This is a genomic window from Microvirga sp. CF3062 (assembly GCF_036314045.1).
Taxonomy (GTDB): Bacteria; Pseudomonadota; Alphaproteobacteria; order Rhizobiales; family Beijerinckiaceae; genus Microvirga.
In genome coordinates this window covers 176,025-189,216 of record NZ_JAYGGN010000002.1, presented here as the reverse complement: position 1 = coordinate 189,216, position 13,192 = coordinate 176,025, and the positions used below count along the sequence as shown (strand labels likewise).

At 63.0% G+C, this 13,192-nt stretch carries 12 protein-coding genes; 4 read left to right on the top strand and 8 right to left on the bottom strand.

From position 1 onward, the window contains the following. Nucleotides 1–7 precede the first annotated feature (7 nt). Nucleotides 8–643 carry a TetR/AcrR family transcriptional regulator gene (locus VB618_RS04350; RefSeq protein WP_329795323.1) on the top strand — a complete coding sequence of 212 codons (636 nt, stop codon included), beginning with the start codon at nt 8–10 and terminating at the stop codon, nt 641–643. Between the two features lie 30 nt (nt 644–673). On the opposite strand, the gene VB618_RS04345 is transcribed toward VB618_RS04350, so the two are convergent. The 7 genes from VB618_RS04345 to VB618_RS04315 all read right to left on the bottom strand — a co-directional run bounded on the left by VB618_RS04345 (nt 674) and on the right by VB618_RS04315 (nt 6,249). Continuing rightward, nucleotides 674–1,477 carry a Phenylacetic acid catabolic protein gene (locus VB618_RS04345; protein WP_329795322.1) on the bottom strand — a complete coding sequence of 268 codons (804 nt, stop codon included), beginning with the start codon at nt 1,475–1,477 and terminating at the stop codon, nt 674–676. Between the two features lie 15 nt (nt 1,478–1,492). Further along, nucleotides 1,493–2,569, bottom strand: coding sequence for a 1,2-phenylacetyl-CoA epoxidase subunit PaaE (gene paaE / locus VB618_RS04340; protein WP_329795321.1), 1,077 nt, complete (start codon nt 2,567–2,569; stop codon nt 1,493–1,495). 16 nt (nt 2,570–2,585) lie between these two features. Beyond that, nucleotides 2,586–3,101, bottom strand: a complete 516-nt coding sequence (paaD, locus tag VB618_RS04335) for a 1,2-phenylacetyl-CoA epoxidase subunit PaaD (protein WP_329795320.1) — start codon at nt 3,099–3,101, stop codon at nt 2,586–2,588. Between the two features lie 13 nt (nt 3,102–3,114). Then, entirely contained in the window at nt 3,115–3,873 is a 759-nt protein-coding gene (gene paaC, locus VB618_RS04330) for a 1,2-phenylacetyl-CoA epoxidase subunit PaaC (protein WP_329795319.1), read from the bottom strand. After that, the gene (gene paaB, locus VB618_RS04325) at nt 3,873–4,163 is read right to left on the bottom strand and encodes a 1,2-phenylacetyl-CoA epoxidase subunit PaaB (protein WP_036358944.1); all 291 of its coding nucleotides are present in this window, start codon (nt 4,161–4,163) and stop codon (nt 3,873–3,875) included. The genes paaC and paaB overlap by 1 nt, the downstream gene beginning before the upstream one ends. A gap of 13 nt (nt 4,164–4,176) precedes the next feature. Beyond that, nucleotides 4,177–5,172: a 1,2-phenylacetyl-CoA epoxidase subunit PaaA gene (paaA, locus tag VB618_RS04320; RefSeq protein WP_329795318.1), complete on the bottom strand. Its 996-nt coding sequence runs from the start codon at nt 5,170–5,172 to the stop codon at nt 4,177–4,179. 180 nt (nt 5,173–5,352) lie between these two features. Beyond that, nucleotides 5,353–6,249, bottom strand: coding sequence for a PaaX family transcriptional regulator (locus tag VB618_RS04315; RefSeq protein ID WP_329795317.1), 897 nt, complete (start codon nt 6,247–6,249; stop codon nt 5,353–5,355). 215 nt (nt 6,250–6,464) lie between these two features. Between VB618_RS04315 and paaZ the strand changes: the two genes are divergently transcribed. Then, nucleotides 6,465–8,492: a phenylacetic acid degradation bifunctional protein PaaZ gene (paaZ, locus tag VB618_RS04310; RefSeq protein WP_329795315.1), complete on the top strand. Its 2,028-nt coding sequence runs from the start codon at nt 6,465–6,467 to the stop codon at nt 8,490–8,492. Nucleotides 8,493–8,633: 141 nt separating this feature from the next. After that, nucleotides 8,634–9,026 (top strand): PaaI family thioesterase, encoded by a 393-nt coding sequence (locus tag VB618_RS04305; RefSeq protein ID WP_329795687.1) that lies wholly within the window; start codon nt 8,634–8,636, stop codon nt 9,024–9,026. Between the two features lie 9 nt (nt 9,027–9,035). On the opposite strand, the gene VB618_RS04300 is transcribed toward VB618_RS04305, so the two are convergent. After that, nucleotides 9,036–9,491, bottom strand: coding sequence for an Lrp/AsnC family transcriptional regulator (locus VB618_RS04300; RefSeq protein ID WP_329795314.1), 456 nt, complete (start codon nt 9,489–9,491; stop codon nt 9,036–9,038). A 157-nt stretch (nt 9,492–9,648) separates the two neighbouring features. Here VB618_RS04300 and VB618_RS04295 point away from each other — a divergent pair, with 157 nt between their 5' ends. Then, nucleotides 9,649–13,119, top strand: coding sequence for an indolepyruvate ferredoxin oxidoreductase family protein (locus tag VB618_RS04295; RefSeq protein ID WP_329795313.1), 3,471 nt, complete (start codon nt 9,649–9,651; stop codon nt 13,117–13,119). Nucleotides 13,120–13,192: the final 73 nt, after the last annotated feature.

Here is a 13,192-nt window from a genome sequence, read left to right as displayed (position 1 = left end):
AGCCCCCATGGCCCGCACCCGCGCCACCGATTACGACGACAAGCGCCGCGCGATCCTCGATCGTTCGGCCGAGCTCTTTGCCGAGCATGGTTATGACCGTGCCTCGATGAGCAGGATTGCAGAGGCGTGCGGCGTCTCCAAGGCCAATCTGTACCACTACTACAAGGACAAGGAAGAGTTGCTCTTCGACGTCATCCGGTTCCACCTTGAGGAACTGCTCGAGGTGGTGGAGGGCGCCGATAAACCAGACCTTTCCCCGGGCGAGCGCCTCAGATCACTCGTGGCGGCCCTCCTGGAGGCCTATCGGGACGCGGATGCCCAGCACAATGTGCAGATCAACGGGCTGCGCCTCCTGCCCGCCGACCGGCAGGCCGAGATCAAGGCAATGGAGCGCGACCTCGTGCGCATCTTCTCCGATGCGGTGGCGGGCGTCGCGCCTCAGATGAAGGGAACCAAGCTGCTTAAGCCGGTGACCATGTCGCTCTTCGGTATGATCAACTGGCACTATCTCTGGTTCAAGAGCACAGGTGAAGTCACGCGCACAGACTATGCGGAGATCGTCTCGCAGCTGATCGTGGACGGCACCCGTAATCTCTATGCAGAGCCCACATCGGCACCACGACGTATTACGGCTGCGGAATAGCAAACGGGTTAAGCCTGCAGAGGCCGGAGATTACTGCAAAGAGACCTGCTCACCCATCTCATGCGGCGCATCGCCCGGAGCAACAAGTCCGAACCGCGAGAGGATCGGATGGACGATGCTCTGCCATTGAGCGAGAAGTTCTTCCCTGCCCTTCTGACGCAACCCGTACTTCCGGTGTTGCGAGAAATGATCCGACGTGCTGCTGCCGAACGTATCGGCGACGCGCGGATACCAGTAGTTCACCGATGCTTGAGCATCGGTCCTGTCGTGACCTTTCTCCAGTGCCGCCTTCAGCCCGTGCTCACCGAGTTCCGCGTGGCGCTTCTCGACGGGAAGGATAACCGCGAGTACATCAGAAAGGGGCTGGTAGGAGCCGCGCGTCAGCTCGTCGAGCTGCACCACGGTCGCCTGTCCCATCAGGCAGTTCATCACGACCGCATCGACCCAGCCGTTGATTGGGTAGTGGAACACGTTGAGGCGCATATCGCCGTCCATGCGCCGGAGCCTGAGGTTGACGCTGCGGTCGAGGCGCGACGACCAGGGGTGGGCGCCGACATATTGGCCCGTATTCGCGCCGAACTGCTCCATCAGTTCCAGAACCTGTCGTGCATGATTGAACTTGTCGAAGACCATACGCGTGGCCGTAATCCGCTCCTTAAGCCCCGGCGCCAGATTGATGCAGTCTGCAAAGCCCGAGGCCCCTGCCATCTCGGAATCGACGAAGATCGCCATAAGACGCATGAGTTCCGCGCGATAGCGGGGCGTGACGTTGTCGGGCGCGCTCAGGCGCCCGCCGCCGGCCACGAAGCTGACGAGGCCCTCTTCATCGACCATGGCGCTCCTCCTCGATCACCTGTCGAAATCGACCAGGATCTTGTCCGTCACCGGATAGCTCTGGCAGGTGAGAATATACCCCCGGGCGATCTCGTAATCCTCCAGGGCGAAGTTGGCATCCATGTCGACCTCGCCCTCGACCAGCATCGCCCGGCAGGTGGAGCAGACACCGCCCTTGCAGGCATAAGGAAGCTCAAGACCTTCCTGGGTCGCAGCATCGAGCACCGACGCGGTGCCCTTCTCGAAGGACAACGTGCGGGCGCGTCCGTCGATCACGATGGTGGCCTCGCAGAGATCCTTGTGGTTCCTTGCCTGCACTTCTTCGGGCGTGCGCTGGCGGCGGCTCGGGGTCGATGTGGCAAACAGCTCGAACTTGATCTGCCGCTTGTCGAGGCCGTGCTCTTCAAGGCTCTTGGCCACGCCCAGCATCATGTCCTGCGGCCCGCAGATGAAGGCCATATCGATGGAAGAGGCGTCGATCCAGTGGTCGAGGAGCTGATCGCACTTCTCCTTGGTCAGACGGCCATTGAAGAGATCGATGTCCTGCTGCTCACGGCTGAGAATATGGATGAGGCTGAAGCGCTCCAGATGCTCGTTCTTCAGATCCTCCAATTCCTCCCGGAACATGATCGAGCTCGATGCGCGATTGCCATAGAACAGGGTGAAGGACGATTGCGGCTCTGCCAAAAGGGTCGTCTTGACGATGCTCAGCAGCGGCGTGATTCCGCTGCCCGCCGCAAACCCTACGAAGTGTCTTTTCTGCGTGCGGTCGAGAGGCACGAAGAAGTTTCCCATCGGCGGCATGGCCTCGATCACATGTCCGGGAGCCAACTGCTCGCTCACCCAGTTCGAGAACACGCCCCCTGCGATCTTCTTGATGCCGACCCGGAGCTTACCTTCCATTGGCGCGGCGCAGATGGAATAGGATCGCCGGACCTCGTCGCCGTCGATGGTGGTGCGCAGGGTCAGGTATTGCCCCGGCGAGAAGCTGAACGCCTCCTTGTGCTCATCCGGCACATCCAGGGTGAGGATGATGGCGTCGCGGGTCTCGCGCCTGACGTCGGCAACGGTGACGGGATAGAACTTGGTCATGGAGCAGCCGCTCGTTTCAGATGCACTTGAAATAATCGAAGGGTTCGAGACAGTCGCGGCATTGATACTGAGCCTTGCACGGCGTCGAACCGAACTCACTCACCCGGTTCGTGTTCTCGGATTTGCAGCGCGGGCAGGCGATGACCAGGGGCTTGCGCAGGAAGCGATCGAAGGGCGTAGGAGCCTCCCCCGCCTTCTCGGCTGGCGGTGCGATGCCGTAGGCTTCGAGCTTTCGCCGTCCATCTTCACTGATCCAGTCCGTCGTCCAGGGCGGCGAGAGCCTGCGGTTGATCCGCACTCGGTCGAGCCCGTTCGCCCGCAGGGCAGCCTCGATGTCGAGAGCGATGACGCTGGTCGCCGGGCAGCCTGAATAGGTGGGCGTGATCGAGACGACGAGTTCATCATCCTCCCAGCGCACATCCCGGACGATGCCGAGATCCATGACGGAGACCGCCGGCACCTCCGGGTCGGGAACCTCTCCCAACCAAGACTTCACCTGGTCCAGGTCCGGTTGTGTCAGGCTGCCAGCCATCGGCGTCTGCCTCTTACCACGTGGCGTTGGGATAGGCCCGCTGCAGGAATTGGAGATCGGCCAGGATATAACCGAGATGCTCCGAATGGAGGCCGCGCTTGCCGCCCCGCTGCGCCCATCCGGGCTGCGGCAGAGTCAGCGTGGCATCCTCCACTGTCGCACGAATGAGGCCGAGCCAGGGCTCGTGCAACGTCGCAAGGTCGGGTCCCAGACCTGCGAGGGCTATGGCCTGATCGACTTCGTCGGATTCGAACATCTCGCCCGTATACATCCAGAGGTCGTCGATCGCCGTCTGCATGCGGCGATGGCTCTCCTCCGTGCCGTCACCGAGGCGTAAGATCCAGTCGCGGCTGCGCTCCAGATGATAGGTAACCTCTTTGAGAGCCTTTGCAGCGATCTCGGCGATGCGAGCATCCTTCGAGCCCGTCAGCTCCCGCAGCAGCAGGTAGTGCCAGGCATCGAAGAAGAACTGGCGCGCCATGGTGGCGGCGAAGTCTCCGTTCGGCTGTTCGACGAGCAGGACATTGCGGAAGTCGCGTGCGTCGCGGAGATAAGCGAGCTTGTCGGCATCCCGCCCCTTGCCTTCCACCTCTCCGGCAAGGTTCAGCCAGAGCTGCGTCTGCCCGATGAGATCAAGCGCGACATTGGAGAGCGCCAGATCCTCTTCCAGAGCCGGCGAATGCCCGCACCATTCCGACAGGCGATGACCAAGGATCAGGGCGTTGTCGCCAAGGCGTAGCAGATACTCGAAAAGAGCCTCCTGCCCGCTCATCACATATGCCCCAGCTCTTCAGGGATTTCGTAGAATGTCGGGTGCCGGTAGACCTTGCTGTTGGCCGGGTCGAAGAGCGGACCCTTCTCGCTCGGCGAACTCGCCGCGATGTCGGAAGCGCGCACCACCCAGATGCTCACGCCTTCATTGCGGCGCGTGTAGACGTCGCGCGCATTCATGATCGCCATCTCGGCATCCGGCGCATGCAAGCTGCCTACATGCCGGTGGGCTAGACCATGCTGGCTGCGGATGAACACCTCCCAGAGAGGCCACTCCTTCTTGTCGGTCATCGCCGTCCTCCCCTTATGCGGCCCTGGCTTTGGCGCGTGCCGCCTTCTTCGCCGCATAGGCATCGGCAGCATCGCGCACCCATTGGCCCTCTTCGTAGGCTTTCACCCGTGTGCGCAAGCGCTGGCGGTTGCAGGGTCCGTTGCCGGCGACCACCTGATAGAACTCGTCCCAGTTGACCTCGCCGAAGTCGTGGTGCCCGCGTTCCGCGTTCCACTTAAGATCCGGATCCGGGACGGTGAGCCCGAGATACTCGGCCTGGGGTACCGTCTGGTCGACGAATTTCTGACGCAGCTCGTCATTCGAGTTGATCTTGATCTTCCAGCGCATGGACTGGGCACTGTGCACCGACTCCGCATCGGAGGGACCGAACATCATCAGCGAGGGCCACCACCAGCGGTTCAGCGCGTCCTGCGCCATGGCCTTCTGCTCTGGCGTTCCCTTCGCAAGCTTCATCATGATGTCGTAGCCCTGACGCTGGTGGAAACTCTCCTCCTTGCAGATGCGAATCATGGCGCGGGAATAGGGGCCGTAGGAGCAGCGCTGCAGCGGCACCTGGTTCATGATCGCGGCACCGTCCACGAGCCAGCCGATGGCGCCGATATCGGCCCAGGTCAGCGTCGGATAGTTGAAGATGCTCGAATACTTGGCCTTGCCGCTGTTGAGCTGCTCCAACATCTCGTCGCGGCTCACGCCCAAGGTCTCGGCGGCGCAGTAGAGATAGAGCCCGTGGCCCGCCTCATCCTGCACTTTGGCGAGCAGGATGGCCTTACGCTCGAGGGTCGGCGCGCGGGTGATCCAGTTGCCCTCCGGCTGCATGCCGATGATCTCGGAATGAGCATGCTGCGAGATCTGCCGGATCAGGGTCTTGCGATAGGCCTCCGGCATCCATTCCTTGGGCTCGATCTTGATGTCGGCATCGACCCGGTCCTGGAAGGCACGTTCCTGCGGAGACATCTCCTCCTTGGACTGGATGTGCTCGACGCCCGTCTTCACCATCTGTGCGTACACGGCGCTTCTCCCTGCCTTCGTTGTGTTGTCTGTCCTCGCAGCTTTCAGTCAACGCCAGCACGGCAGCAATTTTCCATGCATCAGCAAGCAGGCATCGGACAGTCCGCCCCGAGGATGAGCGACTACACCATAATATGTCACACAAAACATTCTATTCAAGATATTTTTGTAACATATCGATTAGCTGGCCTTCAATTCTGCAGCCGGCTGAACCGCGGCAAACCGCTGCTGGAAATCCTGATCCGCAGGCGGAAGCGGGCCTTGATCGTTCTGCGCGTGGTTATCGAGCCAGCCCTCGGCGGCAGGCAGAAGCGTCTTGTAGACCGTCCCGCACAGCAGGCGGGCAGCCGCTCCCGCCCAGGGGTCCGGGAGAAGCCGTTGGGGAAGCAAGGGGTCCTTCAGAACGGCCCGACGGTAGTCATGGATCAGGAGAATGCGTATCAGCAGGGCGTCGAGGCTGCTGAACCGGGCCCCTCCCTCTAGCGCCGTGAGAGTTCCTGCATAGGTGTCGATGAAGCGCCGGTAGCGGCCTTCGATGCTCTCCAGAGGCCAGGCCCGCCCCGCCAGCCGCCGGGCGGTCGCGAGATCAGCCGGAGCGGCCGAGAGGCGAAGGACGCCCTCCGTTTCATTGGAAGATGGTGCGGCAGCGATGAGGAGGTCCGGCCCGAGAACCCCATAGCCAATCCCGGTCAGCTCGGTGCGGAGAGCACCCCTATCCTGTCCGTTGTCGAGGAGGAGGAGATCGAAGGAGCCGTGCCAGCTCTGCGGCGGCTCGGCATAGATGCGCTGCGTCGCCCGAGCGAAGGCCTCCTGCCCTTGGGGTGTTAGCCGGTAATAGCTGTTCCGCCCCACCTTCCACCGCTCGAACCAGCCCTCCGACACGAGACGGGACAGGGCTGTTCTGACCAGAGTATCACTGATGCGGAAGGCCCGCATGATCTCGTGGAGCGAAGACAGGGACAAGACCCCGCCCCGTGGCACGACCGCGTCCCCGAAGACCGTCACGATCAGCGAACCCGCCCGGATAGGGGTCCGCTCATGAAACCGGTCCAGGAGGGATTCGACAAACGCGGCCATTCAAGCCAACTCCGTTGCTTCAGATCAGGCGACCATCGCCCTCATGGTCCATTGTGCCCTAACCTATTCATGCTTCCCCGGTCCCTGTCGACTCCGGAACCCCGGAGGCAGGATCCCCAAAATTTCTTGACTAACCGACCGGTCGGTCAATAATGCGGACAAAGGCGCAGCTCCATTTGAGCCGACGCTGCCACCCCATTGCTTGAGGTGTCCAGATGAGACTTGAGAGCTTCGTTCGCGAACGTTGGATGTCCCCGGGTCAGGAGTTGGCAGAGGTTCGCAGCGCAGTGACAGGCGACTTGGTCGCCGAGGTCGCCAGCGGCGGTCTCGATATGGGCGAGGTGCTGGCCTATGCCCGGCAGGTCGGCGGCCCCAATCTGAGGCAACTGACCTTCCATCAGCGCGCAGAGCTTCTGAAACGTCTTGCCATACATCTGTCAGAGCGCAAGGAGCAACTCTACAAGATCTCCTATCAGACCGGTACCACGCGGTCCGACAACTTCATCGACGTGGATGGCGGCATCGGCACCCTCTTCGTCTACGCCTCCAAGGGCCGTCGCGAACTACCCAACACCACCTTCCTCCTGGATGGCGCCGTCGAGCCGCTCTCCAAGGGGGGCAGCTTCGTCGGCCAGCATGTGATGGCGCCATTAGCCGGTGTCGCCGTTCACATCAACGCCTTCAACTTTCCCTGCTGGGGCATGCTGGAGAAGCTCGCGCCTGCCATCCTGGCCGGAGTGCCGGTGGTCACGAAGCCGGCGACCATCACCTCCTATGTAGCGCATGCCCTGGTGCGTATGATCGCGGAGTCCCGCATTCTTCCCGAAGGCACGCTCCAGTGCATCATCGGCTCCACCGGCGATCTCTTCGACCACCTCACCTGCCAGGATGTGGTGTCCTTCACGGGCTCTGCAGACACGGCCCAGAAGCTGCAACGGCACCCAGTCATCGCCAGAGAATCCGTCCGCTTCATTGCGGAGCGCGACTCGCTCAACGCCGCCATTCTTGCACCCGATGCCGGACCCGGCACGCCGGAATTCGACCTCTTCGTCAAGGAGGTCGCCAAGGAGATGACCGTCAAGGCGGGGCAGAAGTGCACTGCCATCCGCAGGGCCATCGCGCCCAACGTCCATGTGCCTGCCGTGATCGAGGCCCTGCGCGAGCGGCTCTCGAAAGTCACCGTCGGCAACCCGGAACTCGACAACGTCCGCATGGGCCCCGTCGTCGGCCTTGGCCAGCGCCGGGACGTGCTGGCGCAGGTGGCGAAGCTGCGGAGCGAGGCTGACATCGTCGTCGGTGATCCGGACAATTTCACGGTCGAGGGGGCAGACAGCGAGCGCGGCGCCTTCATCCCCCCGCTCCTGTTGCACTGCCCGGATCCGATCCGCGCCACCAACGTGCACAGTGTCGAGGCCTTCGGTCCGGTCTGCACCCTCATGGGCTATGATGGGCTCGATCAGGCAGTCGCTCTCGCCAATCGCGGCGATGGCAGCCTTGTGGCCTCCGTCTACACGTACGATCCCGTCACTGCGTCCGATCTCGTCTTCGGCGTCGGCGCCTTCCACGGACGTCTCGTGCTGATCGACCGCGACTGCGCCAAGGAGCAGACAGGCCACGGCTCGCCCATGCCGCACATGGTCCATGGCGGGCCGGGACGCGCCGGCGGCGGCGAGGAGCTCGGCGGCATGCGTGGCGTCCATCACTACATGCAGCGCACGGCTCTGCAGGGCTCACCCGCCATGCTGTCGCGTGTGACGCAGAGCTGGATCAAGGGCGCACCGATGGTCCAGGAAGGACGGCATCCCTTCCGCTACCACTTCGAGGATCTCGCCATCGGCCAGACCTTCATCTCGAAGGAGCGGACGATCACCCTGGAGGACATCAAGCACTTCGCCGAGTTCACCGGCGACACCTTCTATGCCCACATGAGCGAGGAGGCCACGAAGGGCCATCCGTTCTTCCCCGGCCGCGTCGCCCACGGCTACCTGCTCCTGTCCTTCGCAGCCGGCCTGTTCGTCGATCCGGATCTGGGTCCGGTCCTGGCCAATTACGGCCTAGACTCCTTGCGCTTTATCAAGCCCGTGCAGCCGGGCGAGACGATCAAGGTTCGCCTCACGGCGAAATCCAAGTCGCCGCGCAACGAGCAGTATGGCGAGGTGCGCTGGGACGTGGAGATCACCACCGACAAGGACGAGACGGTCGCAACCTATGACCTGCTCACCATGAACGCGGTGCGCCCGTGATGGAAGAAGTCTGGTAGCATATACCAGTTGCCTTGACATAAGCTGGATATCTGATGCCACTTCACAGCTGGTGTCGGATACCAGAAGAAGAACGACCGGGGGAAACTATTGTCCACGTTCGATCAAGCCACCGCCGAGCGGATGCTCACCGATGTCTTCGCTCCATGGATCCAGGCACTCGGCCTTTCCATTGAGAGCCTCGGCTCCGAGGGCGCGGTTCTGCGGATGCCGTTTTCGGAGAGGCTGTGCCGCGACAATGGCGTGATCTGCGGACAGGCGCTCATGAGCCTCGCCGACACCGCCATGGTGTTTGCGGTCTCCTCGGCCGGAGGCGCGTACCGCCCCATGACCACAGTCGATCAGACCATGCATTTCCTGCGCCCGGCAGCGAGCGCTGATGTGCTGGCAGAGGCGAAGGTGGTTCGCCTTGGGCGGACTATGGCATTCGGCAGCGTGACGCTCACCGCCGCCGGCGACACCCGGCCCGTCGCTATCGCGCAGCTCGCTTATGCGCTGCTGCCTGAGAGCAAATAGGCTGCTGCTTCAAAACGGCAGCGCGACGCTGGTCTTGATCTCCTTCAGGATCACGTTGGTGCGCACATACCGGATGCCGGGCAGCCGGAACATGAACTCGTCGAGGAATGCGTTGTAGGCCTTCATGTCGCGCACCACGACCCGCAGGTGATAATCGGCGTCGCCCGTCGTGGCGAAGCATTCGAGCACTTCAGCACGGGCTGTTACACGTGAAACAAATTCGTCGACGAATTTCGCGTCGTGCCGTTCGAGTGACACGTGCAGGATCGCCGAGGTGGTGAACCCCGCCTTTTCTCGGTCCACTAGGGCCGAATAGCCGACGATCACCCCTGTCTCTTCGAGCGCGCGCACACGCCGCCAGCAGGCGGAGGTTGACATGCCCACATCCTCAGCCAGCTGCTGGTTGGTGGTGCGCCCCTCCTTCTGGAGCTGCACCAGGATGTGCTCGTCCTGCTTCTCCAGCATGGCGCCCTCCTGTTGGTAATTTTTACCAAATATAGCGCCAAATACTGAAACATCTACCACATAGAAGGCTCAACCAGGAACAAAGAGAAAGCACCTACCAGCCGCTCGGAACTACCATAGTTAGCCAGGACATGGCTCTCTCCTTGGGATCAGGCTGATGACAAGCGTTCCCTCCCTCGACGATTACCGGCTTTCCGACCGCTACGCCCGCGAGACCGGCCGGGTGTTCCTGACCGGCACGCAGGCCATCATCCGGATCGTGCTCGACCAAGCCAAACGCGACAGGGCGGCGGGCCTCAACACGGCAGGCTTCGTCTCGGGCTATCGCGGCTCGCCGCTTGGCGGGGTCGATCTCGAATTCTGGCGTGTGAAGGAGCAGATCAAGGAGCACCGGATCGAGTTTCTGCCCGCCGTCAACGAGGACCTCGCGGCCACCGCAGTGCTGGGCTCGCAGCAGGTGGAGACCGACCCGAACCGGCAGGTCGAGGGGGTGTTCGGCCTTTGGTACGGCAAGGGTCCCGGCGTCGATCGCTCGGGCGATGCCTTGAAGCACGGCAACGCCTATGGCTCCTCGCCCCATGGCGGCGTGCTGGTGGTGGCGGGCGACGACCACGGCTGCGTGTCCTCGTCGATGCCGCACCAATCCGATGTCGCGTTCATGAGCTGGTTCATGCCGACGCTGCATCCGGCGAGCGTCGCCGAATATCTCGAGTTCGGCGAATACGGGTATGCGCTGAGTCGCTTCTCCGGCATGTGGGTCGGGTTCAAGGCCGTATCCGAGATCGTGGAATCCGGCACCTCCGTGGAGTTGCGCCCTCCCCGCCAGTTCCGTGAACCCGATTTCACGCCGCCTCCAGGAGGCCTGCACTACCGTTGGCCGGACCTGCCGGGGCCACAGATCGAGGAGCGCATGGAGGCGAAGAAGCACGCCGTCTATGCCTTCGCCAAAGCCAACCCCATCGACCGGCGCATCTACGACATTCCAAACGCGTCTTACGGCATCGTCACGGCCGGCAAGGCTCATCTCGACCTGATGGAGGCGCTGCGTCTCGTCGGCCTCGACGAGGCCGCCTGCCGCCAGCATGGCATCGACATCTACAAGGTCGGCATGGTGTGGCCGCTGCCGCTCCACGACGCCATGGAGTTCGTAAAGGGCAAGCGCGAGATCCTCGTGGTCGAGGAAAAGCGCGGCATCATCGAGAGCCAGTTCAAGGAATACTTCTACGATTATCCGGGCTCCAAGCCCGAGCGCATGGTGGGCAAACACGACGAGACCGGCGAACGTCTCATCCCCTGGACGGGAGAACTCACGCCGCGCTTCCTCGCCGGTGTTCTGGCAAAGCGCCTCGACCCCATCTTCCCCGATCTCAACCTCGCGCAGCGCGTAGCAGCCCTGTCGCCTGATCCGGAGCGTGTGATCACTGTTCCGGGCGCGACGCGCACGCCCTATTTCTGCTCCGGCTGCCCGCACAACACCTCGACCAAGGTGCCGGAAGGATCCAAGGCGCTCGCCGGCATCGGCTGCCACTTCATGGCAAGCTGGATGGACCGCGAGACCTCGTCGCTGATCCAGATGGGCGGCGAAGGCGTGAACTGGGCGGCCTCCTCCAAGTTCACCGGCCAGGGTCACATCTTCCAGAATCTCGGCGAAGGCACCTATTACCATTCAGGCTCCATGGCGATCCGGCAAGCGATCGCGGCGGGCGCCAACATCACCTACAAGATTCTGTTCAACGACGCGGTCGCCATGACCGGTGGCCAGCCTGTGGACGGCCCTATCAGTGTCTATGCCATCGCCCACAGCGTGCGCGCCGAGGGCGTGCAACGCATCGCGCTTGTTTCTGACGATCCCGACAAATTCGTGCCCGCCGATCTGCCGAAAGGCGTGACGATCCACCACCGCGAGGATCTCGACGGAGTTCAGAAGGAACTGCGCGATATCTCCGGCGTCACGGTGCTGATCTACGAGCAGGCCTGCGCGACGGAAAAGCGCCGCCGCCGCAAGCGCGGCCAGATGGAGGACCCGAAGCGCTTTGCCTATATCAACGACCTCGTCTGCGAGGGCTGCGGCGACTGCTCGGTGGCGTCGAACTGCTTGAGCGTGGAGCCGAAGGAGACGCCGTTCGGGCGCAAGCGCAAGATCAATCTCTCCACCTGCAACAAGGACTTCTCGTGCTTGGAGGGCTTCTGCCCGAGCTTCGTGACGGTGGAGGGCGCGACGCGCCGGGCGAAGACCACGTCCGGCTTCGATGCGCATGCACGCGCCGCGACGCTGCCGTCCCCTACCCTTCCGAATCTGGAGAAGCCTTTCGACCTGCTCGTCACCGGCGTCGGCGGCACGGGTGTGGTCACCATCGGGGCACTCATCAGCATGGCGGCGCATCTTGAAGGCCGCGGCGTTTCCGTGCTCGACTTTACCGGCTTCGCCCAAAAATTCGGACCGGTGCTGAGCTATCTGCGCATCGCCACAAATCCAGGCGAGCTGAACCAAGTGCGCATCGACCAGGGCGCGGCGGACGCGCTGATCGGCTGCGATGTCGTGGTCAGCTCATCGCCCAAGGCCTCCGGCACCTATCGGCATGGCACGCGCGCCGTGATGAACACCGCCGAGATGCCCACCGGCGACGTGGTGCGCTTCCGCGATGCGGATCTGGCGGGCCGCACGCGCCTGCGCGCCATCGAACGCGTCATCGGCGCCGGCAACATGGCGGCGGTCAACGCCAATGCGCTGGCTGAGACGCTGCTCGGCGATACGGTTTTCGCCAACGTGATGATGCTGGGTTTTGCCTGGCAGCAAGGGCTCGTGCCGGTCTCGCTCAACGCGCTTGCGCGCGCCATCGAACTCAACGGCGTAGCGGTCGAGCGCAACCGGCAGGCCTTCGCCTGGGGCCGTCTGCTCAGCGCCGATCCGGCCATCGTGCATGAGATCGCGAACGACAAGCCGGACGAGCCCGAGACGCTGGATCAAGTAATCGCGCGGCGTGTCGCGTTCCTCACCGCCTATCAGGATGCGCTCTATGCCGCCCGCTACGAGATGATGGTGTCGCGGGTGCGCAAGGCTGAAGCTGCCTTCGGTTCCGAGGCACTCACGGACGCGGTGGCGCGTTCGCTTTTCAAGCTCATGGCCTACAAGGATGAGTACGAGGTCGCACGCCTCCACATGGAGACCGGCTTCCTCGATACGCTGCAGCGGGAATTCGAAGGCGACTTCACGGTGAAGTATCATCTTGCGCCGCCGCTCCTGGCCTCCAAGCGCGATGCCCGGGGCCGCCCGAAGAAGCGCGCCTTCGGCTCCTGGATCCAGACGCCCATGAAGGTGCTGGCCAGGATGAAGTTCGTTCGCGGCACGCCTTTCGACATCTTCGGCTATACGGCCGAGCGGCGCACTGAGCGCGCTCTGATCGGCTGGTACGAGGCGCAGGTCGAGAAAATTCTCGCGAGCCTCGACGCGCAGCGTTCCGCCGATCTTCTGGCGATTGCCAAGGCCCCCATGGACATCCGCGGCTATGGCCCGGTCAAGGAAGAGGCCATCCACAAGGTGCAGGCGGAGGTCGAGCGCCTGTGGTCGCGTGTGGCGGAGCAGCCGGAGGTGGTCGACACGCGCCCGCGCGAGGCCGCTCACGCGTGAAGACCCGCTTTACTGAACTTGGGATGCAGCGCCTATTGCTCCGTGTCACCCCTCAACGTCATGGCCGGGCTTG